We start from the raw sequence: 22,673 nt of genomic DNA, 5'->3' as shown, positions 1-22,673 counted from the left end.
TTATTCTGTTTGTGACGGAAGGTATAATGTTCCGGAATATCAAGCTTTACACGGAATGAGAAAAGGGGCTTGTACGATGCAGCTGGCCGTTCATTATTTACAACTTCGCCAAAGCTTTCCGAATGCTCTGGAGGGAGAATCCGTCCCGATTTCGATGGAGGAGATCGCAATTCTGCTTTACTGTACAACACGCAATGCGAAGCTGATTATGACCAAGATGGTTGAGTTGGGATGGATTAGGTGGGTACCCGGACGAGGGAGAGGCCACCGATCCGTGCTGACGTTTTTGCTTTTTAAGGGGGACCTGCTTCTATCTGAAGCCAAAGCGCTTGTGCTGAAGGGAGAGCTGATGGAAGCCCTGGAGCAAATCAGTCGGTACGGTGAGGGGACTACGGTAAAGGAACAGCTCATGGACTGGTTATCATCCGGTTATTTCGGCTATAGAGTAGAAGGGAAGAAACAACAGCGGATGGAGTCGTTGCGATTTCCTGTTTACCGGACGATAAACACGCTTGATCCGGCGTATTCGTTCTATGCCTTCGATGCGCATATGATGAAGCAGGTGCTCGATACACTTGTTCGTTATGATCGGGTCAGCCAACGTTTTCAACCTTCCTTGGCCCATCATTGGGAGTCGAATGATGACAGCAGCATATGGACGTTTTATTTGCGAAGGGGTGTTACCTTCCATCATGGAAGAGAGCTGACGGCGGAAGATGTTGTCTTCTCTTTCCGGCGATTGAGTGATCCAATGCTAGCACTGCCGCATAACTGGCTGTTTCGCGGCATGTTGGACATTGCGGTTTTGGATGGCAGCGCCGTTCAAATTACGCTTGATGCACCGAACCATTTGTTTTTGCATTATGTGTCTTTCCCTGCGTCTTCGATCGTTCCGGAGGAAGTGTGCCTGGAAAAAGGAAGCGGTTTTGCGCGGTACCCGGTCGGGACAGGGCCTTTTAAGGTTGTTCAGCATAATGAAAGTGTTTGTGTGCTGGAGGTGCACAAATCTTATTTTCAAGGCAGGGCTCATCTGGACAGGGTAGAGGTTATTATGATTCCGGATGATAAATCGTGCCAGGTGAAGGACAACCCCTCAGATCAGGTGATGCTTCATATGGGTGATCCGTCGCCCGTAATAAATGTGGAGTGGGAGGAACTCGGTGAACTGCATACGGGCTGCAGCCTGCTGACTATGAACCTTACCAGGCCCGGACCTCAATGTCACCCGAATTTCCGTAAAGCGCTGCATCATCTGATTGATCGCGGACGAATGATAGACGAGCTAGGGGAGCCGCGCATGTACCCCGCTCAAGGATTTTTTCCGAATGCCGCGATGGGGGCGGAAGACATGGCATTTCAGCCGGAGGAAACCCGCCGGTTATTGCAGGTAGCGGGATACCGGGGGGAGACGATCTGCTTGTATACTTATGAAAGGCATGCTGCGGATGCTTACTGGATTCAGGAGCAATGCAGGCAGCATGGCATTTCCATGGAAGTCCATATGGTTTCGTGGGGGCAAATGATGGAGCGGGAAAACATTCGGAAGGCTGACTGTATTTTGTTTGAAGTTATTTTTGGAGAGGCTCAGTTAACTCAAGTGGAGCTGCTGCAGTTTCCGTACAGCTTTATTCGTTCACATCTCGGGTGCGATCTGCTGGCGGAATTGGATCAAAGGGTGAATGCCCTGCTTCGAGAACCGTCCAGGCATAAGAGAGAGGAAATGCTGCAGGCCGTAGAGCATCGATTGCAGGAGACCAGCGCTATCATTTTCCTTCTACATAAAAAGCTGTCGTCATCGTTCCATCCGTCCGTCCGCGGCATCAGCTTTAACGAGCAGGGATGGGTCGATTTTAGAAATATATGGTTAAAGCCGCGAAAAAGTTGAAATTTGCAAAAATAAATCTACCCTTTTTATAATTATCCCACCAGGTACAATGAAATAAGGACAAGTCGAGAGAAAGGGTGAACGAAATTATGAATTCCGCTTATTGGTTAACGAATGTACGCTTGGAGAGCGGCTATCAATACGAGAATGGTGTTGTTACAGGTACAGAGACGGAAATTTGTCATATTCGGGTTGAAGACGGCAAAATTTCTGAAATCGTTTCCGCTGCCAAGCCGTTGGAAAGTGATCTTCCGAAAAAGGATGCGAAAAACCTCTTATTGCTCCCTTCCTTTAAAGAAATGCATATCCACATTGATAAAACCTATTATGGCGGCCCATGGAAAGCGGTTAGACCGGTATCCGGCATTTTTGGACGCATGGAAGAAGAAAGAGAACTGCTGCCGAAGTTACTGCCTGCGGCGAAGGAGAGAGCGGAGAAAATGCTTGATCTCCTGATCGGCTTCGGCTCTACTCATGTGCGCACTCATTGTAATATCGATCCGGTTATCGGGTTGAAAAATCTCGAGGCTACAATGCAAGCGCTGGAGACTTTATCAGGAAAAATTTCCTATGAAGTTGTGGCCTTCCCTCAGCATGGTTTATTGCGTTCGCAGTCGGCAGATCTAGTGAGACAGGCTATGCGTCAAGGGGCTGCTCTGGTTGGCGGCGTAGATCCGGCTACCGTCGATGAGAACATTGAAGTATCTTTGCAAACGATCATGGACATCGCAGTTGAGGCTAATGCCGATATCGATATCCACATCCATGACCGGGATCATTTAGGGATCTTTACAATGAAGCGACTGGCTGCGCTTACGGAAGAAGCAGGCTGGCAAGGAAGAGTGGCGGTGAGCCATGCCTTCGGTTTTGCCGGATCTCCTTCTCCGGCGGCCGCTGAACTGGCGGAGATGTTTGCCGAGCTGGGCATCTCCATCACTTCAACCGTTCCGATAGGCGCAGCCGCCATGCCTATTCCTATGCTCCATGAGAAAGGGGTAAAGGTTGAACTGGGTAATGACAGCATTACGGATCATTGGTCACCGTTCGGTATCGGAGACAATTTGGAGAAGGCAGGCCGCTTGGCGGAGCTCTACCGCTTCATCGATGAGTATTCCTTATCACAAGCGCTTGGTTTCATCACGGGCGGCAAGACTCCTCTGAATAAAGAAGGCAAACTTGTCTGGCCGGCAGTCGGAGATGAAGCGAGCGTTGTGTTGGTTGAAGCCAGCTGTTCGGCGGAGGCGGTGGCCAGAAGAGCGAAACGACGGGCAGTTTTTTATAAAGGCAATTTAGTCGCGGGGGATATTTGATCAGTGAAAGGATGGACGAGGATGAGCTCTGCTTTTTGGTTAACCAATGTTCGTTTGGAGAGTGGATATCAATATGAGAATGGCGTTGTTATAGGGACAGAGACGGAAATTTGCCATATTCTCATCGAAGAGGGGAAGATAAAGCAAATCGTTTCCGCAGCCAATCCGCTGCAAAGCGATTTTCCCCAAACGAATGCAAACCACCTGTTAGCGCTGCCATCTTTTGTCGAAAAACACAATCATTTGGATAAAACGTATCTAAGTTTACCCTGGAAATCGTGTACGCCTGTCAAGAGCCTTATTGAACGCTTGGAGCTCGAAGCGCAAGAGCTTCCTGCCCTGGAGAAATCAGTCAAGCAAAGAGCAGAGAAGATGCTGGAGCTTATTCTGCAGGCAGGGTCTACCCATATACGTACCCATGTGAATATTGATCCTTATGTTGGTCTTAAGAACTTAGAGGGTGTTCGTGCGGCGCTGGAGACGTACAGTGACAAAATGACGTATGAAATTGTGGCTTTTCCACAGCAAGGGTTATTGCGCACACAGGCGGCTGACTTAATGCGACAGGCCATGCGCGAGGGAGCAACCCTAGTTGGCGGCTTGGATCCCGGTGGAGTCGACGGCCATATTAAGGGATCATTACAGCAAATGATGGAAATTGCGGTAGAGGCCAATGCGGATATTGATATCCATATACATGATCCAGGTTCTATCGGGTTATATACGATGAAAAAACTGGTTGAGCTTACAGAAGAAGCGCGCTGGCAGGGCAGAGTAGCGATCAGCCATGCGTTTGCTTTAGGAGATGTGCCATTGGAACAAGCCAGTGAAATGGCCGATACGTTTGCTGCATTAGGTATTTCAATCATGTCAACCGTTCCAATTAACAGACCCATCCCTCCACTTCCACTCTTGCATGAGAAAGGGGTAGCAGTTGCACTAGGTTGTGACGGTTTCTATGATTCGTGGGCTCCTTTCGGAAATGGCGATATGCTTGAGAAGGCAGGCCGGTTAGCGGAACGTTTCGGCAGGAGCAGTGAGAAGTCGTTAGCGGAAACTCTTGGTTTCATCACGGGCGGCAAGACTCCTCTGAATAGAGAAGGCGAACGTGTCTGGCCGGCAGTCGGAGATGAGGCAAGCATTGTGTTGGTTGAAGCCAGCTGTTCGGCGGAGACGGTGGCCAGAAGAGCGAAACGACGGGCTGTCATGTACAAAGGGAACTGGGTCGCAGGGTCGCTCGAATCTGTGGAAGCAACCAAGCCGGCAACTCTTTAATTATAGGGGGTTATCATGCGTAAACAAGTACTGGTTACAGGTTTTGATCCGTTTGGCGGAGAGCCCGTGAATCCCGCTTTGGAAGCGGTGAAGATGCTGCAAGCGAAAACATTTGATCAAGCGACCGTTGTGACCCGTGAAATTCCTACTGTATTTCATAAATCGATCGAAGTTTTGAGCCAAGCGATTGAAGAGGTCATGCCCGATATCGTGATCTGCGTGGGCCAAGCAGGCGGTCGGAGTGATGTGACAATCGAACGCATCGCCATCAATGTAGACGATGCTCCCATCTCTGATAATGAAGGCAACCTGCCGATGGATGAACCGATCATCCCGGACGGGCCTGCTGCCTATTGGTCCTCGCTTCCGATCAAAGCGACCGTGCAGAGGATGCGTGAAGCGGGCATCCCGGTTTCCGTTTCCCAGACTGCGGGCACATTTGTTTGTAATCACCTTTTCTACGGGTTAGCACATCTCATTGCCACGAAGTTCCCGGAACTCCGCGGTGGATTCATTCACATTCCTTATCTGCCGGAACAGGCGGTACGTCATCCAGGTCAGCCAAGCATGAGCGTCGAGAGCGTTGTACGGGCACTCGAAATCGCCATCCAAACGGCAGTGGAAGTAGATATAGATAGTGTAGTCTTAGACGGTAAGGTCAGTTAGATATTCACCTTATCGGCATCGATGCATCATATTCAGATGCCGATAAGGCTATAGAAGACGACCAGGTTGGCGGACCCCCGCTCGCTGAGCCGTCTTTTTTTGTTCGTCGGCAAGATTGACGAACAATGCTAACCATCTTCACTCGGTGTATGAGGCACTGTTGCAACGCATACTAAGGATTCAAAGTGCCATTGAGAAATTGATTTATTACTCAGACTTTACGGTTATAAGATTGTCAGAAAAATGAATAAAATAGTTCTAAAGCAATGAACCAGCCGCCATCATATGGAGCTGGTTCATTGCTTTAGTGAGATAAAATGACATCATATCGTGTCCACAATGTCAAAAAGTTTGATAATACAGGTGAGGATTAGGAGGATCTCATGAAGTTAAAGATACGAAGGGTTTTAACGTTTTTTGTTATGTTTTGTATGAGAATTTTCATTGTCTTATTCCAGTTGTTCAGTACAAATAGGAAAGCAATGTATATCCACAGAATCCATTGTATAATGGGGACAGACCGACCGAATACAAAGTCCTCAACCTGTAGATGCGGAGTGAGCCGGTATGAAAAAATGGAACGATTACATGCTAAAGACCAAGATGTTTGTTACCTTCTCGGTCGTTTCCCTATTTATCGTCATTTTGACGTGCCTTATTTTTTATTACAAAAATGTAAGCGATATCAAAAATCAGACGGTTTCCCTATCGGACACCATAACCAGGCAATTCAGCCGGACGGTTGAGCTGTACATTCAGGATATTGAGAAATTATCCGTATCCATTTTCGGCGATCCCGTCCTCCAAAGAAGTTTGCTGGACCATTACCAATCCAAGAATGACGTCGAACAAAACGAAATCGAATTGACGATTAACAAGCGGCTGTTCACGCACTTGCAGCCGAGGCCTCAATTGCAAAGCATATATCTATTCGCACTCGATAATGTCGTCTATTATGTATCAAAAGCGAACGGTCCGAAGGTAAGCTTCAGCTTGCTGGACGAGTTCTGGTATAACAACAATGAGAGCGTGATGCGGAACAAATTTTTCTTGCTGCCCGTTACCGAAGAAGATACAGGCGGGGGCCGTCAAGAGAAAGTCATCTCTTTTGTCCGCAACATCAACCGCATACCTTACCGGGAAATCATCGCCTACATGAAGATCAATATCAATGTCAAAGTGATCGATAATATGCTGGTTCATTCCGACAGCAATGAAGTAGAGAGAAATATGCGTGTATTTATAGTAACGGAAGAAGGAAATATCGTTTACGACAATAAGAACGAGCTGACCGGCCGAACGAACATAGACTTGGATACTTCGATCTTTGCGGGTGAAAGCCGCTCGGGAGATATGATCTGGAACGGCAAGCAGTACCTCTACACCTATGAAAAATCGGACTATACCAAATGGAACACGATGATCCTGATTCCGAACGATTTTCTTTTGTCCAAGCAAAAAAAGTCGCAATATATTCTGATTCTCGTCGGCCTTCTGGCCATGCTGTTAATCGCCGTCGTCTCCTATATTCTGTCCCATCATATTACACTCCAGCTGCGCTATATGATGAAGAAGATGAACCGGGTGGAGCAGGGCGATCTTAATCAGCGCATGGAGTTCAAGGGCAATAACGAAATCAGCCGGTTAAGCCGGATATACAACAATATGCTTGACAGCATTTCCCGCTTGATCAGTGAAGTGTACGAGTCCAAGCTGGCGGAGAAGAATGCCCAATTATCCGCGCTTCAGGCTCAAATCAATCCGCATTTTTTGTACAATACCTTAAACATTATGAAATCGATCAGCCGGATCAGAGGAATCGAAGAGGTAGCCGAAATGTCGGAATCGCTGGCGGAATTGTTTCAATACAGTATGAACAATTTGCAGCATCCCGTGCCGCTCCGGGAAGAACTGAACCATATCGGCAATTATATGAACATTCAGCAGCATCGTTTCAGCGACCGCTTTGAGCTTAGCTGCGATATACCCGAGGCGCTGCGGAAGGCATCCGTACTGAAGCTCACCATCCAGCCCCTCATTGAAAATGCAATCAATCACGGACTTGGGAAGATGAAGACAGGGGGCTGTATTACGTTAAGCGCGCGCAGAAACGGGGACAACCTCGTAATTGAAGTAACCGATAACGGAAAAGGAATGGATGAAGAGAAATTGCTGGAGCTGCAGAGATCGCTTCATTCACCCTTCCGGATTAACGAGCTCCGCGACGATATGCACGGAATCGGTCTCCAAAACATTGGGCAGCGAATCCGACTCTTTTACGGTGAGAAATCCGATCTAACAATCGTAAGCAGCCCCGGCAGGGGGACAACTGTTAAATTGGAGTTTCCATATCAGACGTACGAACAAGAGGAAAAGGAGGCTGCTGTGCATGAACATATTTTTAGTGGAAGATGAACGGTGGGCCCTGGCCGAACTTATAGAGCTGTTTAAAGTTTACGAACCGTCGCATAAGATTTTCGCATTTGAGAATGGGGAAGACGCCTTATCCGCCGCAAACCTAACAGTGCCCCAGCTGGTATTGACCGATATCAATATGCCCGGGATCGACGGTTTGGAATTAATCAGCGAACTGAACCGGACAGATTCAACGATAAAAAGCATCATCTTAAGTGTTCACGATCAATTTGCATATGCCCAGAAAGGGATGAAAATCGGCGTTATCGATTACTTATTGAAGCCTGTCAAAAAGGACGTCTTATACAAAACGGTGGATAAGGCCATTCAAAATATAGAGAACGATTCGAAACAATTAGAAGAAAGAATCAATTGGTCCGTCGCGCAGATGCTGTTCGCTGCTGCTATGCAGGATAACGAAATAGCGGCTTCCATTTTCCGGCGTAAATACGGCATGGCGCTGCTCCTGCTGGAAAACTGGGCTGCTTCAAAAAGCTGGAGAGAGACCGGTATCACCGACCGCGAAATCAAACAACATTTCCTGAGCGGATGTGTCGAAGAGCATGAGATTCACTGTATCAGTATCGATTCACAGAGAAAGGCGATCCTCGTTCCGGCGGATGAAGATTCCCGCTGTCCCGGCATAAAAACCGGCTTAACGTCTTTATTTCGTTATCTGAATGAACGCCATATCTGCGTGCATATCAGTTATGTTCTCAAAAAAGAGAAGGAAAACGCGAATAAATGCTTTATTTTCTTAAATAAACAGATTGAAGAACATCGGAAATTGGGTGTTTCTACGTTTATTGGCCCCGAGACAAAGGCGGAAGATGCCGATGTAAGCGGGGTGTGGGACAAGGTCCGGGTGCTGCAAACCCTTCTGAAAAAAGGAGATATTCTGAAAGGAAAAGAAACGGTCGATAAGCTCTTGCTGGAGCTGCAAAAGAAGGAAATTACCGTTAGGCAATTGATGTTGTTCGTGAACGATCTGTTTTATTCCCTGAAGTATAATCTTCAATCCTCGTCCAAGACGGAAATCAATATCAACAAATTACAAGAGGATATCAAATTGCTGAATGAAATCTCCGGCTATTCGGAATTATCGGATTGGCTGGTAGGCAAAGCCTTCAGCTTGTTCTGTGAGTCCGGACCGAAGGATTTGAAGCCAAAGGGCCTTGTTCCCATCTTACTGAATTGGATCCACGCCAATTATCAGCACGATCTTTCCTTGCAGCAGTTCGCGGGTGACAATCATGTCAGCTTGGGTTATTTGTCGAGATTGTTCAAGACGCAAACCGGGTCCACCTTTTCCGATTATGTCATCCGGTATCGCGTGGGAAAGGCAAAGGAACTGCTGGAGGGAGGGGTGGAGCGTCTCTCCGACGTATGCGGGCTCGTAGGTTATGAGGATCCGAAGCATTTCAGCCTATTGTTTAAAAAAATCGTAGGCGAACCGCCAAATGCTTATGCAAAACGAATGAACGCCAACCAATCAAGGTAAGGCATCAAAGCATGCAAAAAAGAAAAATCACCCCCCTTAAAAAGACAAGAACGCAGGTATTCAATAGAATTTAATAACGATAGACTATATCTAAAGATTCTGTTAGGTTCACCGCGAACGTATAACAGAGTTTAAAAGGAGGATGTTGCGGAATGAGTAAGACGAAAAGCAAAACGATTGCATTCGTTACCTGTGTCCTTCTAGTCTTTGCGGTGATTGCGGGCTGTGGAGGCAGCGGAGGAAACAATCAACCGGCAGCCATGAACAATACGGCTGAAGCGGGCGGCGAACAAACTTCCGGAAATTCCAACTCAGACACTTCTGCCGAAAAGACAACGATCACCCTGATGGTCGGCAACACGGGGACTACGCTTGAAGCTCTTAAAGTTGTAGCGGCCGAAGCAGAGAAGAAGCTGAATATCGCTATCGAATGGGATATCAAACCGGACGGTACGGAAGGCGATAACCTGGTCAAGACGCGTCTCGCCACTGACGATATGGCCGATCTGCTGGTTTACAACTCGGGATCGCTCCTGCAGGCTCTCAATCCGGAAGAAAACTTCCTGGACCTTACAAACGAGTCTTATATGGCCAATATCCTTGATTCATTTAAAGAGACGGTCACATCGGGCGGGAAGGTATTCGGCGTACCCGTCGGTTCAACCAATGCCGGCGCCATCCTTTACAACAAAAAGATTTATGCTGATCTCGGCTTAACGGTACCCCAGACATGGAAAGAGTTCATGGCCAACAATGAAAAGATCAAAGCTGCGGGTAAAACCGCGGTCATCGGAACGTATAAGGATACTTGGACCTCGCAGCTGTTCGTTCTGGCGGATTACTATAACGTTCAGCAACAGGTTCCGAATTTTGCAGAGGATTATACCGGCAACAAAGCGAAGTACGCCGCTACGCCTGCCGCACTTCGCGGTTTTGAAAAAATCGAGGAAGTGTTTAAGGCGGGATACATGAACAAAGATTTCCTCGCTACCACCTACGACGCAGGCTTGAAAATGCTCGCGGAAGGAACCGGTGTGCATTATCCGATGCTTTCGTCGGCTCTAGACGCCATTAACCAGAATTATCCGGACAAAATGAACGACATCGGCGTATTCGCGCAGCCAAGCGACAGCGCCGACACCAACGGCCTTACGGTATGGATGCCGAGCGGACTTTACATCAATAAGAACGGGAAGAAGGCAGACGCGGCGAAGAAGTGGGTGGAGTACTTCGTATCGCCTGAAGGTCAAGCTGTCCTGTCGGGCACGTTGAAAGCTGTCGGACCTTACGTGATCAAAGATGTAGCGCTGCCGGAAGATACATATCAGGGCGTCAAGGAAATGCAGAGTTATTTTGATGAAGGGAAAACGGCACCGGCCCTTGAGTTCGTGTCGCCTGTTAAGGGACCTAACCTGGAAAATATTACGGTTGCGGTCGGCAGCGGTATCAGCGGCGCCAAGAAAGGCGCCGAAGATTATGACAAAGACGTAGAGAAGCAGGCGCAGCAATTGAATCTTCCCGGTTGGTAAAAGAGGAGTGAACCTATGACCAAAATAACGATGAGGACATACTCATACGCCTTTCTGCTGCCTGCCGGTATCATTTATTTCGTCTTTTACCTGCTGCCGACGATCCTGTCGTTCTTCTTCAGTATGACAAGATGGACGCTTATGGATTGGGATTTTATCGGTTTTGATAATTATGTCACCTTTTTCTCGGAGACGGCGCTCAGCATCGGCTTCCGGAACACGATCGTTTACGCCGTCGTAACCTGTGTGCTGAAGGTAGTGCTCGGTCTGCTGCTCGGAGCGTTCCTCACGTCCGGGATCATGTTTAAAAGCTATCTTAGATCCGTCATTTTCTTTCCGACCCTCCTTAGTACGATCGCAGTGGGGATCGCCTTCTCCATGATGATGCATCCTTCGCAGGGGATGATCAACACGAGCCTCGCCGCACTCGGCATTGCCGGTCCGGACTGGCTGGGCAACACGAAAATAGCTCTATTGTCGGTTGCTTTCGTCGACGTATGGAAAGGTGTCGGCATTGCGACGGTGATCTACATTGCCGGAATTACGGCCATTCCTCAAGAGTATTATGAAGCGCTTAAGATCGACGGCGGCAGCTCCAGGGATGCCTTCTGGCATATAACGGTGCCTTTAAGCCGGCCGGCCATGAACTCGGTTATCATCCTGGCATTCATCGGCGGGTTGCGTTCCTTCGACCTCATTTGGGCGATGACTAAGGGGGGACCGGGGTTCACAACCGACCTGATTGCTTCGATCATATACAAGCAGTACCAGGCCGGCTTCTACGGTCTCGCGACGGCGGGCAACGTTATTTTGTTCATTTGTGTATCACTGCTCGCTTTTCCGCTGTATAAGTTCCTGACAAGAAGCGAGGTGCACTTATGAGCAAGGGCATGATTGAAGGCTTGAGCAGCGGCATAAGAAAAGAGATAAGCCAAGATTGGAGCGAAGGGATTAGCAAACGGGCGAGACAGTTTGTCATCGGAGCTGTTTCCCTCGTGCTCAGCACTTTGATTTTTTGGGTGCCGTTTTATTTTGTCATTATCAATTCCTTCAAGAATCAAGCGGAATCCGCGGAAATGAGCATGGCCTGGCCGAGCTCCTTTCATATCATCGCCAATTACAAAGCCGTACTCACGGCTTCGGAAAACATGCTGATCCGCGCTTTCTACAACAGCACGCTTCTTACCGTATTGTCGATCGCCATACTCGTTGTCGTCAGCGCGATGTCCGGTTTCGTCCTGCAGCGCAGGGAAGGCGGCAAAGCGTCCTCGACGATCAATTTCCTTATCCTTGCGGGGCTGATGATCCCGCCTGCCATTGTACCGACCATTTGGGTGCTCGATTCAATCGGATTGTTCAAAACAATGACGGGCATTACGCTCGTTGAAGTTGCGCTCCACTTTCCCTTTGCGGCCATCCTTTACAAAGCGTTCGTGGCTACGCTGCCGCGCGAAATCGACGAGAGCGCAATGATTGACGGCTGCGGGGGTACGCGATTGTTTTTCAATATTATTTTCCCGCTGCTGAGGCCCGTTACTTCGACCATCGTAGTCTTGACGTCGATCGCCGTGTTCAACGATTTCGTCAATCCGCTCTATTTCTTTCCAGGCGCGGACAATGCGACGGTTCAGCTTACCTTATACAATTTTATGAGCCGGTTTACGACGTCCTGGAATCTGCTCTTTGCCGATATTGTGCTGATTTCGATTCCGCCGCTGATCCTGTTTATTTTTTTTAACAAAAAAATCGTAGCGGGCATGACGGCCGGGGCGGTTAAGGGATAGACGAATTGCTGCCAGGGGTCGAATTGGTCCCGATCGAAACGGTTATTGTCCCTATCAACCATGAAACCGGCCGGCATGTTGATTATGATGAAATCAGGAAACGTTTCCTATAACGGTATGATCAACATGCAGGCGGAGGGGATCGATGAATAAACCGATTGGTGTAGGGATTCTGGGATTTGCTCATGGACATGTCAATGCTTACTGCGAGGAATGGAAAAAAACGGATCACGGCGTTAAAGTGCTTGCCGGCTGGGATCATGATGCCCAAAGGCTGGAAGCTGCGAGCAGCGCGTTCGGACTGGACGTGTGTGCGAGCACCGAAGAACTGTTGGCCCGTGACGACATTCAGGCTGTTGTGGTGGCGTCGGAGACATCCATGCACGCCGATCTGGTGGAACAGGCGGCCGCTCAAGGGAAAGCGGTAGTGCTGCAAAAGCCGATGGCGCTCACCTTAGCTGAAGCAGATCGGATCGTGGAAGCCGTACATAAGCACGGGATTCCATTCACGATTGCCTGGCAAATGAGGGTCGATCCGCAAAATATTCAAATGAAAGAGTGGCTGGAGAGCGGTGAGCTCGGGCAGGTCTTCATGGTCCGGCGCAGGCATGGGCTTCCAATGGGACTGAATGCCGAGTTTGCCGAGTCGTGGCATGTCAATCCGGTTCACAACCGTGACATCTGGGCGGACGATTCGTCGCATCCGGTCGATTTTCTCCACTTTCTGCTCGGCGTTCCGGAGACGGTAACCGCAGAAATAGAATCGCTTTATAACCCTAAAATCCCAATGAATAATGGAATTGTAATTTACAGGTACACGGGAGGCCCGGTCGCCGAAGTGAACTGCTCCTTTACATGCACGGCGGCGGAGAACACGATGGAGATTATATGCGAACGCGGAACGATCGTTCAAAACTACGGGGATGTGCCCAGCTGTAATGTGCCGCGCCCGGACGGTTCGGCAGGGCTTAAGCGGTTTGACGCTCAGGCGGGCTTCTGGACGGCAAGCGATATCGAAAGCCCAGCGAATCAAGGATTTCGAATTCGCGGGTTGGCAAAACCGCTGGCCGAATTTATGAAGGGCGAACGGGGCCCAATCGCGACGGCGGAGGAAGGGCGAACTTCACTGCGCATGGTTTTGGCCAGCTACGTATCGACACGCGAAGGAAGGCGAGTCCGGCTGGACGATCCTGCCATCGCAGAAGTGTGAGCACAAATCAAACTTAATGGGACGAAAGGTAGGTGAAGTTTCCGGTCTGAACCTACAAGCATGGCCGGGAACGCGCAAATGGCGGTAAAAATCGGAATTGTCGGCATGAACGGGATCGGGAATAACCATGCGGCCTGCTATAAGGAAGATGAGCTCGCCGATGTGGTGGCGGTATGCGACGTCATCAAGGAGCGTGCGGATGCCGCCGCGGAAAAGCACCGCGTGAAAGCGTATTACAGCCTCAAGGATATGATCGAGAGCGAGCCGGACCTGCAGGTCGTCGACGTGACGACAGGGGGGATCGACAACGGAAGCTGGCACTTTGAACCGGCAATGGAGGCATTGAGCTACGGCAAGCACGTGCTGGTGGAAAAACCGCTGTGCAACGATGTCCGGGAGGGCAGAGAGCTCGTAGCTTTCGCTGAGAAACAGAAGGTTTATCTGGGGTGCAACCTGAATCACTATTTTACGCCGCCGGCGGAGAAGGCGAAGCAGTATATGGAAAGCGGCGACATCGGCGAGCTGGTGTATTGTCTTGCGAAGATGGGCTTTAACGGAGGCGAACTGAATTATGGGCTTGCCGGTTCCCCGAAGATCAAGGGACATCCGTATTTTCACATGAGAGCGTTCCTGACCCATCCGTTCAGCGTCATGCGTCATTTCTGCGGAGATATTACGCACATCCAGACCTTCTCCGACCGTCCCGGCTTTCGCCGGAGCGCAGGGGATGTGATGGTATCGATCAACAGCATTCATGTGAAATTCGCCAATGGAGGCGTCGGTTACCTGCTCAGTCAAAGAGGAGATGCGGTATATGGCCTCGGCGGCTGGTGGAGCCTTGAGGTGGCAGGCTCCCGCGGCACGTTCTGCATCGAAAACTGCGTGGAGAAAGTCTCGTTCTGGAAGGCGGAAAAAGGGATTCCGGCGATCAGTGTCCAGCCGGAGCCGGAAGTCACCGATTTCGGAACGAACGATTTTAGCCGGACCTTCAACAACAGGCTTCATGCCTTCCTGGAGGATGTCTCCAATAAGGTATCTCAGGATCAACTGCGCGCAAGCGGCAGGGATGCGCTTGCCGTATTGGAATACGTGCATGCGGTCCAGGAATCGTACGAACGCGGCGGAGAAGTTGTCAGACCGCATCCGCTGCCGCCGCTGCACGGGGATCCGCTGTTCATGAAATGACCGCTGCCTATGTACGGAATATCAAAGTTCCTGGGAGGTTAACCATACATGATAAAGTTAGGTATAAACTCTGTGCTTTTTAAACAATTCGATTTTGCCGCCGCTGCGAAGCAAATCGCGCTGTGCGGATACGACGGCGTTGAAATCGCCGCCATAGAGGGAATGTGCGAGCATTTGGATTTAAGCCGCTGGAAGGAGCAAAAGAACGAGCTGCAAGCCATCGTACAGGAGAATGGACTTGCGTTTCTATCGACGGAAGTCGCTTCCTTGAAGGAGGAACGATTGCTTCCGGCGTTCGAGGCCGCCGCGGAGATCGGAATCCCGATCGTCAATGTCGGACCCGGCGGCAAGCTGGGCGTCGAGGAAGACCTGCGGGCGTCTATTGAGGCATTGGCCCGAATGACGGAGAGGGCTGCTTCGTATGGGGTCACCTTGTGCGTGAAAGCGCATGTGGGCAACGCCATCTATAATATCCCCACGACGCTTACAGCCATGCAGGAAATAACGTCACAAGCATTCGGGATCGACATGGATCCCAGCCATATCCACAGGGCCGGCGAAAATGCGGAGGAAGCGCTCCCGGCCGTACTCAGCCGGGTGAAACACATTCATATCCGCGATTGCAAAGGCAGGGAGCAGGGCCCCGGACCGATTGAACTGCAGGCATGCGGCAGAGGCGATATCGATCTGTTCGGCTATTGCAAAGCGATGGTCGACGGCGGATACGACGGTCCTGTCGTGGTGGAAGTCATCGGCGCTGGACCCGGTCACTCGCTTGCGCAAGTGTCGATCGTGGCCGCCGAATCCTATGGATACTTGAACGCTTGTCTGAAAAAATTGAACGCTCGTTAGGAGGGCAAAGAATATGGCAAACAAAAAGAAGAATGTCATCATTTTTGGAATTGACAGCTTGCGCCGCGATCATATGAGCTCCTATGGATATTCCCGTTTGACCACGCCCCATTTGGATAAGGTTGCAGGCGAAGGCGTCTTGTTCGAGAATCATTTCAGTCCCAGTATTCCGACGACGCCGGCCTATGCGTCGATGCTGACCGGGATGGATGCATTCGGTACCGATGTGGTGGCGCTCAGGCATCAAGGACCGCTTGGCGGTCATCTGCAAACGATGGCGGAGGTGCTGGGCGAGAACGGCTACAATACAACTTGTATCGGATTTACGGGGAATCCTTCCTCACGCGGGTTTCAGACCTATCTGGACTTTGAATCCTGGCTCCCTGATGAAAACGGACGTACGCCGAAGGCGCAGAATTTGAACGAGGTGGCCGTGCCGGAGCTGGAACGTCTTGCAGCCGAGGATAAACCTTTCTTTCTTTTTTTGAGACATATGGATCCGCACTCGCCGTATTTGCCGCCGGAGCCGTACGAACGGATCTTTTACGGAGATGACGAGAAAGATCCGGCAAATGCCTCTATGGAACCGGTCTATGCATTTAAACCTTTTGCGGATTTTCTGAAATCATGGATCCCAGCGGGCGTCACGGATCACGAATACGTGACGGCGCAGTACGACGGCGCGATCGCCTATATGGATGCCTGCATCCAGAGCCTGTTCGCCAAGGTGAACGCGCTAGGACTGGAAGAAGATACGCTGGTCGTTATTACGTCCGACCACGGCGAGACGCTGTACGAACACGAATGCTATTTTGATCATCACGGTTTGTACGACTGTACACTGGTTGTTCCGCTCATCATTAAGTTTCCGGGCAGTGTGCCCGCCGGAAAACGGGTGTCCGACGTTTCGCTTATTTCGGATATCATGCCGACGGTGCTTGAGCTGCTCGAGATCGAAAGCGAAGCGGCATTTGACGGACGAAGCCTGACGCGAATGATCGCCGGTGAAGAAACAAACCGGGTAAACGAGTTTTACATTACCGAATGCACCTGGATGCGCAAACATGGATGGCGAACGCCGGAATGGAAGCTGATTTGCGCACTCGAGCCGGATTTTCACTTCAAGCCGGAAGTGGAGCTGTATAACCTGATCCAGGACCCGGAAGAAAACGTCAATGTGGCGGATAAAGAGCCGAAAGTTGTCGCTTTGCTCAGAAAGCGGATGGAAGACCATATCACCAAACGCGAGCAGCAAGTCAATCGTGAAAATCCGATCTATACCAACCTGAACTGGCATGGGAAAGACAAGACGTTCACGTCTTCCCAAGAGGCGTATGATTCGCTGCACATCGGTTCGATCGTGAACGCGCGCTCCCTTCAGGCTAAAGATAAGGAAAAGGAAAAAGAAGAGGTAAAGGTGACAGAATGAACACTCCCGCCACTTACCTACACTGACGCTTCGGATGAAGCGGGGGTTTCTGGTGTATCAACCTAAAAGCAAAGATCTTTTTTGCGAATTCAGGAAGATCCGATTCACCTCACCACTTTGTAGAAGTGGGAGTCCTCTCGCCTAAATTTGATAGAGGAATGCAGGGTGGCGGGAAGAAAGGAAGGGTCCTAAAATGATCAAAGTCGCGGTTGTCGGCGTTAACAATATCGGAAAAATTCATTGCCGCGCTTACCGGCAGCATCCGGATACGGAGCTTGCGGCCGTGTGCGATCTGATGGCCGAGCGGGCCGAAGCGGCAGGGCGCGAGCATGGTGTGCCGTTCTATACCGATCTTCGGGAACTGCTGGACACGGTGCCGGTCGATGTCATCGTCGTGGCGACGGCGGGCGTGGAGAAAGGCAGCCACCACTACGAACCGTCCATGACCGCGATCGAAGCGGGCAAGGACGTGCTCGTGGAGAAGCCGATTTCGAACCGGATTGAAGAAGCCCGCCGCATGATCGGTTTTGCGAGGGAGAAAGGTGTCCGACTTGCCTGCAATTTGAATCACCGTTTTACGCCGGCGGCTTACAAGGCAAAGGAATTTGTGGAGCAGGGGAAACTCGGCTCCCTTTTATTCCTCAATATGCGGCTGACGATTCAAAACCCGAAGGAGGATACCGAATGGCTGCACATGCGGGCCCTTCATCCCCATTCGATTGATGTCATGCGATATTTCGCGGGGGATGTGAAGCGGGTGCAGTCTTTCATGACGAAGGCGCCGGGCCGGGGGTCGTGGTCGACCGTATCCGTCAATATGGAGTTCGCTTCCGGAGCTGTCGGACATTTGACGGGCAGTTACGATATGTCGATGCGTCACCCGATCGAGTATTGCGAGGTGGCCGGTCATGAAGGGCGGCTCGTCATCGATAACGTATACGAGAGTATGACCTATTACCCCCACCATTCCAATGAGCTCACGGTTCTCCGAAATCCGATGTTCGGCGGGATGCAGGGCTTCGATGACACGTTTGCGCAGCGGATCAACCGTTTCATCGCACAAATCAAGGCGGGTGCGGCACCGGAGGAGATCGAGGCATCGGGTGCCGACGCGCTCGCCGCGCAGGAAGTCATCGAAGCCGCCATCCGTTCACATCAGTCCGGCGGGACTCCTGTGGAAGTGCCGGCCGCCTTATAACGAAGGAGGTTACCGAACATGGACACACAACACGGATCGGTACTATGGTTTATAGGTTTATCCGGCGCCGGAAAAACGACGACCGCACGATTTGTCGCATCGAAACTGCGGGAGCAGGGACGCCGCGTCGAGCTGCTGGATGGCGACGAGCTTCGTGAAACGATTTGCAAAGGACTTGGTTTCAGCAAGGAGGAGCGGTTCGAGAATATGAAACGAATCGCCTACGTATCCAAGCTGCTGGCACGGAACGGTGTGGATGTGCTGGTATCGGCCATAACGCCTTATCATGAAATGAGGGAAATCGCCCGCAGCGAAATCCCGGGTTTTGTTGAGATCTATGTGAAATGTTCGCTGGGTGAATGCGAGCGGCGTGACGTCAAGGGACTATACGCCAAGGCGCGGCGGGGCGAATTGAAGCATTTTACAGGCGTATCCGATCCGTTCGAGGAGCCGGTACATCCCGATATTACGATTTGTACGTCATCATTTTCGGTACAGGATAATTGCGAGGCCATTCTGTCCTGGCTGGACAACAACAAGGCATTATTAATGAAGGCGGTTCCTTAGGAGGATACGAAACAACATGAAAATCATTCTGATTTCACTGGACACGCTTCGCGCCTCCCGGCTAAGCGGATACGGCTATAAAAAACCGACGAGTCCGCATTTGGACCGTATAGCCGGACAAGGCGTATTGTTCGAACGGGCATACGCGGCGGATATTCCTACCGAAGTGGCCCACACCGGGATATTTTCCGGAAAAATCGGCCTCACGACAGGCATCGTATCGCATGGTTCGGAGCTGACGCATTTGCCGAAATCAACCGCATGGCTGCCGACCATGCTGCGCTCCGCGGGGTTCACAACTTCGGCGGTGGACAATTTGTACCAGTTAAAAGAATGGTTTGCCAGAGGTTACCGTTATTATATGAACAGTGTCGGCGGCAACCGCTGGATTGACGGACGTACCGTCAACGACTTGGCGATGCCCTGGATCGAGCAGCATAAAGACGAGTCGTTCTTTCTGTTCCTGCATTATTGGGATGCCCACACGCCCTATCTGCCGCCGCAATCTTACATCCCTGATTTCTACGAAACCGACCGGGACCCTTATGACCCGGCGAACAAAAGCATGGAGCGGGCATACAATCACCCGGCCTATCCTTTCTTTAAGCATCATCATTATGATCTGGTAGGACCGGTTACCGACAGCGGTTATTTCGATTCTCTCTATGATGCGGAAATCCGCTATTTGGACGACAGGCTGCAGGACCTGGACGATCATTTGAAGAAGCTCGGGATTCAGGACGATACGCTCCTCATTCTGTTCGGCGACCATGGTGAAAGTCTTACCGAGCACGACATTTATTGGGATCACTGCGGATTGTACGAACCTACCGTTCATGTTCCCCTGATTATGCGATGGCCCGGACGGATCCCGGCGGGGCGCCGGGTTTCCGGACTTGTTCAGCAGGTCGACCTGCTGCCGACGATTTTGGAAGCCGTCCGAAACGAGTCTCCGTCCGGAATCGACCGGTCGAGGCTTGGCGATCCTGACGGACTTGACGGAAAAAGCCTGTGGCCGGCCATTCAAGGCGAGACGGATGGAACGCACGGGACAGTATACCTTAGTGAATGCGCATGGCAGGCGGCGAGAGGGATACGAACCGCGGACTACAAATTTATCCGCACCTACGATTCGGGACCGTTCAATCGTCCGCCAAGGGAGTTGTACGATTTGGCTGCCGATCCTGCCGAAACGGTCAACCTGGCTGATTTGCAGCCGGAATTGGTCGACCGGTTTGAGCGCCAGTTGGACGGATGGGTTGAACGCAAGCTGAACGGACGGGAAGATCCGATGAACCGCCAGCTTAAGGAGGCCGGTCTGCCGTTCCGGAGGCGAATCGAGCAAATTCTGGCTTCCGCAGGCATGACTTGGGAGGATTGGTGCCGGGAGCCGCAGCGCGAACGTTTCGACATGGCTGTGCAAACGCTAAACACGTACCGGCAGCATTGATTCCATGAATGAAAGGGTGTCGCACATGTACGAGGCAAGAGGAGAAAATCATTGGTTTATTCCGGATGGGTACATACCGGAAATAAGCTCGGGGACACTGGTCAGCCATGAGTCGGTATGCGTTCTGAACTGTTCTTCCGAAGAAGCGTCTGTGCGGTTGACGATTTATTTCGAGGACCGCGATCCGATGGAGGATATTCTGGTGGTCGTTCCGCCAAGGCGAACGAATCATATTCGAACGAGCTCCCTGCTTAAGAATGGTGAGCCAATTCCTGTTGGTGTTCCCTATGCGATCGAAGTGACAAGCGATATTCCGGTCGTCGTGCAGTACAGCAGGCTTGATGCGGCCCAGGCGGAGAACGCGCTGATGTCGGTGATGGCATATCCGATAAGATGATCGATAATGTAAATTCACATTAGAAAAAGGCTGCCTGTCTGGCAGCCTTTTGAGGCAAATCGGGTAATCCTCTACACCTTTCATGGATGTCAAATCTCTGATAAGGATTCGATTCATACGGTCTCGGATGCTGGTGTGGCCGTTTTCGTATAAACAACGGGGAAATGATCGCCGCTGAGAATCTCTCCGGGTTTCACGGTCACGTAATCATGCATCGGATGGTTAGTAGAAGGTTCGTAACGGGTATGGCCCGGCATATAATGAACCGCGATCGCCCTCCGTTTTAATTCCGAACGGTTATGGGGACTGCCGTGCCAGGTAAGACAGTGATGATAACCTACTTGTCCCTTCTTGATCTCGAATGGAACGGCATTCACTACGGCATCTTCAGGCAGTAACTCCGGCTCTCTATGATAGGGCATAAAATCTTTTGTACTGGCCAGGTATTTCTGGTGGTTCCCCCACTTGTGGCTGCCTGGAACCATCCACATGCATCCGTTCTCGATGACCGCATCGTCTAGCGCCACCCAGGCACTGACCAGATCTGCGGGCTGAATGATCGGCCACAGCGGGTGGTCCTGATGCCATCCGGTCGGTCCTCCGGAAACCGGCGGTTTGTACTGTACCTGATCATGCCAAATGCGGACGGTATCCGTTTTGCTCATTTGTGCGATTTCTTCGCATATTCGTTGATTCGCAGCATGATTGAAGAAGGCGTCGCTTGCCATCCAGATGTTAACGATCTGGACGACCCTCTCGTTTACGGTCATTTTCATATTATCGTACAGCGAACCTTCCAGCATGTTGTGACTGAGGACCGGCTTCTTGACCGATTTTCCCTCCATAACGTTGTCAAGCTCCAGGCGAAGCGTCTCTACTTCCTCGTCACTGAGGATGACATCGCCTTTAATAAAACCGTTTCTTTCGAACTCTTCCAATTGGGCTTCAGATAACATCGGTTGCACCTCTCCATCGAACGAATATATTTTTGGTTACGCTTTAAATATAGCAAAGGAACGTTATGGCGTATTTAGAAAAACAACAGTGAGATTTACACTTATTCCATATTTTTGCGAAGTGTAGGAGGAGATACATTCATGCACATGGGGACTTTTTTCGATCTTACCCCTACTGTTAATTTTGCAAGCCGCTCGTACTCCGAGCCGGGTGACCGATGGGGACCGCGCATAATTCCGGACTCGCAATTTTTCTGTGTCATATCGGGGGAAGCACTGCTGCAGCTGGGCCCGGATCGCTACCCTATCCTGCCCGGGGAATGTGTCTTTTACGGATCAAAAACCGCTCACGTCCTCTCGGTGATCCGCCCGACTGAATTTTTCAGTTTACATTTTTCATGGCATGAATCCTCCCCGGAACCGGTTCACCCCGCTTATCTGATCCGGGACGCATCCCCGGATCAGATATGGGAGAAAGCCGAATCTTGTCAGCTGACAGTTTCCGGCTACGGGGATGTTACAATTCCGCATCATTTTTCCATTGCCGGGGTGGAATCATTAATGATGAGAATCGTGAAGGAATATCAAAACGAGTATGTCGGCTACCCGTTTGTATTGAGGGCTCTGCTGATGGAGCTGATTACGGTTGTTGTCAGGCATCTGGGGAATCGGACATCCGGGGAGCTCATCAGCAAGATCGAGCCTGCGCTGGCCGTCATGCGAGAGCAATCGGCAAAATCATGGTCCGTGGCGGAACTGGCTAAGCTATGCGGATACCATCCAAATTATTTTACGTGGCTTTTCTTTCGCGAAGTCGGCAAAAATCCCAAGCAATATCTGATTGACGAGCGAATCAAACAAGCGAAGCAGGCGCTGCTGAAAGGGGATTCGATCGAGTCGATCGCCGAAAGCCTGGGATATGCGAGCATTCATTATTTTAGCAACAACTTCAAAAAAGAAACCGGACTTACACCGAGCGAATTCAGGCAGCTTCCGACAACATTTTCTCCACCATGATCAAAATCTAGAATAAATGCAAATCTATCTACTGTTTTTGTAAATAC

General features: G+C 50.6%; 19 protein-coding genes. 18 read left to right on the top strand and 1 reads right to left on the bottom strand.

The genetic code is table 11. The annotated features are described in order from the left end of the window. Positions 1-76 precede the first annotated feature (76 nt). The 17 genes from L1N85_RS08870 to L1N85_RS08790 all read left to right on the top strand — a co-directional run bounded on the left by L1N85_RS08870 (position 77) and on the right by L1N85_RS08790 (position 20,653). Positions 77-1,885, top strand: coding sequence for an SgrR family transcriptional regulator (locus L1N85_RS08870; protein WP_235237193.1), 1,809 nt, complete (start codon positions 77-79; stop codon positions 1,883-1,885). Between the two features lie 89 nt (positions 1,886-1,974). Further along, positions 1,975-3,195 carry an amidohydrolase family protein gene (locus tag L1N85_RS08865; RefSeq protein ID WP_235237192.1) on the top strand — a complete coding sequence of 407 codons (1,221 nt, stop codon included), beginning with the start codon at positions 1,975-1,977 and terminating at the stop codon, positions 3,193-3,195. 21 nt (positions 3,196-3,216) lie between these two features. After that, positions 3,217-4,470 carry an amidohydrolase family protein gene (locus tag L1N85_RS08860; protein ID WP_235237191.1) on the top strand — a complete coding sequence of 418 codons (1,254 nt, stop codon included), beginning with the start codon at positions 3,217-3,219 and terminating at the stop codon, positions 4,468-4,470. A gap of 15 nt (positions 4,471-4,485) precedes the next feature. Beyond that, entirely contained in the window at positions 4,486-5,136 is a 651-nt protein-coding gene (gene pcp / locus L1N85_RS08855; protein WP_235237190.1) for a pyroglutamyl-peptidase I, read from the top strand. A gap of 567 nt (positions 5,137-5,703) precedes the next feature. Continuing rightward, on the top strand, positions 5,704-7,551 hold the full coding sequence (locus tag L1N85_RS08850; protein WP_235237189.1) for a sensor histidine kinase: 1,848 nt from the start codon (positions 5,704-5,706) through the stop codon (positions 7,549-7,551). Continuing rightward, complete coding sequence (locus L1N85_RS08845; RefSeq protein WP_235237188.1) at positions 7,526-9,052, top strand: response regulator transcription factor; 1,527 nt, start codon at positions 7,526-7,528, stop codon at positions 9,050-9,052. Before L1N85_RS08850 ends, L1N85_RS08845 begins: the two co-directional genes overlap by 26 nt. A gap of 152 nt (positions 9,053-9,204) precedes the next feature. Then, positions 9,205-10,581 carry an ABC transporter substrate-binding protein gene (locus L1N85_RS08840; RefSeq protein WP_235237187.1) on the top strand — a complete coding sequence of 459 codons (1,377 nt, stop codon included), beginning with the start codon at positions 9,205-9,207 and terminating at the stop codon, positions 10,579-10,581. A gap of 15 nt (positions 10,582-10,596) precedes the next feature. After that, the gene (locus L1N85_RS08835; RefSeq protein WP_235237186.1) at positions 10,597-11,463 is read left to right on the top strand and encodes a carbohydrate ABC transporter permease; all 867 of its coding nucleotides are present in this window, start codon (positions 10,597-10,599) and stop codon (positions 11,461-11,463) included. Between the two features lie 68 nt (positions 11,464-11,531). Beyond that, on the top strand, positions 11,532-12,365 hold the full coding sequence (locus L1N85_RS08830) for a carbohydrate ABC transporter permease (protein ID WP_407946353.1): 834 nt from the start codon (positions 11,532-11,534) through the stop codon (positions 12,363-12,365). 145 nt (positions 12,366-12,510) lie between these two features. Further along, positions 12,511-13,575, top strand: coding sequence for a Gfo/Idh/MocA family protein (locus tag L1N85_RS08825; RefSeq protein WP_235237184.1), 1,065 nt, complete (start codon positions 12,511-12,513; stop codon positions 13,573-13,575). Positions 13,576-13,653: 78 nt separating this feature from the next. Then, positions 13,654-14,760, top strand: coding sequence for a Gfo/Idh/MocA family protein (locus L1N85_RS08820; RefSeq protein WP_235237183.1), 1,107 nt, complete (start codon positions 13,654-13,656; stop codon positions 14,758-14,760). A gap of 48 nt (positions 14,761-14,808) precedes the next feature. Then, positions 14,809-15,612, top strand: a complete 804-nt coding sequence (locus L1N85_RS08815; protein ID WP_235237182.1) for a sugar phosphate isomerase/epimerase family protein — start codon at positions 14,809-14,811, stop codon at positions 15,610-15,612. Positions 15,613-15,625: 13 nt separating this feature from the next. After that, positions 15,626-17,041 carry a sulfatase family protein gene (locus L1N85_RS08810; RefSeq protein ID WP_235237181.1) on the top strand — a complete coding sequence of 472 codons (1,416 nt, stop codon included), beginning with the start codon at positions 15,626-15,628 and terminating at the stop codon, positions 17,039-17,041. A gap of 193 nt (positions 17,042-17,234) precedes the next feature. Continuing rightward, entirely contained in the window at positions 17,235-18,239 is a 1,005-nt protein-coding gene (locus L1N85_RS08805; RefSeq protein WP_235237180.1) for a Gfo/Idh/MocA family protein, read from the top strand. 18 nt (positions 18,240-18,257) lie between these two features. Next, positions 18,258-18,806, top strand: a complete 549-nt coding sequence (cysC, locus tag L1N85_RS08800) for an adenylyl-sulfate kinase (RefSeq protein WP_235237179.1) — start codon at positions 18,258-18,260, stop codon at positions 18,804-18,806. 16 nt (positions 18,807-18,822) lie between these two features. Further along, the gene (locus L1N85_RS08795; RefSeq protein WP_235237178.1) at positions 18,823-20,256 is read left to right on the top strand and encodes a sulfatase family protein; all 1,434 of its coding nucleotides are present in this window, start codon (positions 18,823-18,825) and stop codon (positions 20,254-20,256) included. Positions 20,257-20,281: 25 nt separating this feature from the next. Then, positions 20,282-20,653 (top strand): sensory rhodopsin transducer, encoded by a 372-nt coding sequence (locus tag L1N85_RS08790; RefSeq protein WP_235237177.1) that lies wholly within the window; start codon positions 20,282-20,284, stop codon positions 20,651-20,653. A 113-nt stretch (positions 20,654-20,766) separates the two neighbouring features. Here the strand turns inward: L1N85_RS08790 and L1N85_RS08785 are convergent, their stop codons facing one another. Then, complete coding sequence (locus tag L1N85_RS08785; protein WP_235237176.1) at positions 20,767-21,609, bottom strand: phytanoyl-CoA dioxygenase family protein; 843 nt, start codon at positions 21,607-21,609, stop codon at positions 20,767-20,769. 141 nt (positions 21,610-21,750) lie between these two features. Here L1N85_RS08785 and L1N85_RS08780 point away from each other — a divergent pair, with 141 nt between their 5' ends. After that, complete coding sequence (locus L1N85_RS08780) at positions 21,751-22,626, top strand: helix-turn-helix transcriptional regulator (protein ID WP_235237175.1); 876 nt, start codon at positions 21,751-21,753, stop codon at positions 22,624-22,626. Positions 22,627-22,673 lie beyond the last annotated feature (47 nt).

This window comes from Paenibacillus alkaliterrae (genome assembly GCF_021532375.1).
Lineage (GTDB): Bacteria > Bacillota > Bacilli > Paenibacillales > Paenibacillaceae > Pristimantibacillus > Pristimantibacillus alkaliterrae.
The sequence above is the reverse complement of the archived record's forward strand: the minus strand, read 5'-3'. Positions and strand labels throughout refer to the sequence as shown.

Bases quoted from the DNA above. Each gene is read 5' to 3' on its own strand.
- L1N85_RS08805 (WP_235237180.1), top strand. From the start codon at position 17,235: ATGATCAAAGTCGCGGTTGTCGGCGTTAACAATATCGGAAAAATTCAT.
- L1N85_RS08790 (WP_235237177.1), top strand. From the start codon at position 20,282: ATGTACGAGGCAAGAGGAGAAAATCATTGGTTTATTCCGGATGGGTAC.
- L1N85_RS08870 (WP_235237193.1), top strand. From the start codon at position 77: ATGCAGCTGGCCGTTCATTATTTACAACTTCGCCAAAGCTTTCCGAAT.
- cysC (WP_235237179.1), top strand. From the start codon at position 18,258: ATGGACACACAACACGGATCGGTACTATGGTTTATAGGTTTATCCGGC.
- L1N85_RS08780 (WP_235237175.1), top strand. From the start codon at position 21,751: ATGCACATGGGGACTTTTTTCGATCTTACCCCTACTGTTAATTTTGCA.
- L1N85_RS08785 (WP_235237176.1), bottom strand. From the start codon at position 21,609: ATGTTATCTGAAGCCCAATTGGAAGAGTTCGAAAGAAACGGTTTTATT.
- L1N85_RS08850 (WP_235237189.1), top strand. From the start codon at position 5,704: ATGAAAAAATGGAACGATTACATGCTAAAGACCAAGATGTTTGTTACC.
- L1N85_RS08810 (WP_235237181.1), top strand. From the start codon at position 15,626: ATGGCAAACAAAAAGAAGAATGTCATCATTTTTGGAATTGACAGCTTG.
- L1N85_RS08795 (WP_235237178.1), top strand. From the start codon at position 18,823: ATGAAAATCATTCTGATTTCACTGGACACGCTTCGCGCCTCCCGGCTA.
- L1N85_RS08860 (WP_235237191.1), top strand. From the start codon at position 3,217: ATGAGCTCTGCTTTTTGGTTAACCAATGTTCGTTTGGAGAGTGGATAT.
- L1N85_RS08865 (WP_235237192.1), top strand. From the start codon at position 1,975: ATGAATTCCGCTTATTGGTTAACGAATGTACGCTTGGAGAGCGGCTAT.
- L1N85_RS08845 (WP_235237188.1), top strand. From the start codon at position 7,526: ATGAACATATTTTTAGTGGAAGATGAACGGTGGGCCCTGGCCGAACTT.
- pcp (WP_235237190.1), top strand. From the start codon at position 4,486: ATGCGTAAACAAGTACTGGTTACAGGTTTTGATCCGTTTGGCGGAGAG.
- L1N85_RS08820 (WP_235237183.1), top strand. From the start codon at position 13,654: ATGGCGGTAAAAATCGGAATTGTCGGCATGAACGGGATCGGGAATAAC.
- L1N85_RS08835 (WP_235237186.1), top strand. From the start codon at position 10,597: ATGACCAAAATAACGATGAGGACATACTCATACGCCTTTCTGCTGCCT.
- L1N85_RS08840 (WP_235237187.1), top strand. From the start codon at position 9,205: ATGAGTAAGACGAAAAGCAAAACGATTGCATTCGTTACCTGTGTCCTT.
- L1N85_RS08815 (WP_235237182.1), top strand. From the start codon at position 14,809: ATGATAAAGTTAGGTATAAACTCTGTGCTTTTTAAACAATTCGATTTT.
- L1N85_RS08825 (WP_235237184.1), top strand. From the start codon at position 12,511: ATGAATAAACCGATTGGTGTAGGGATTCTGGGATTTGCTCATGGACAT.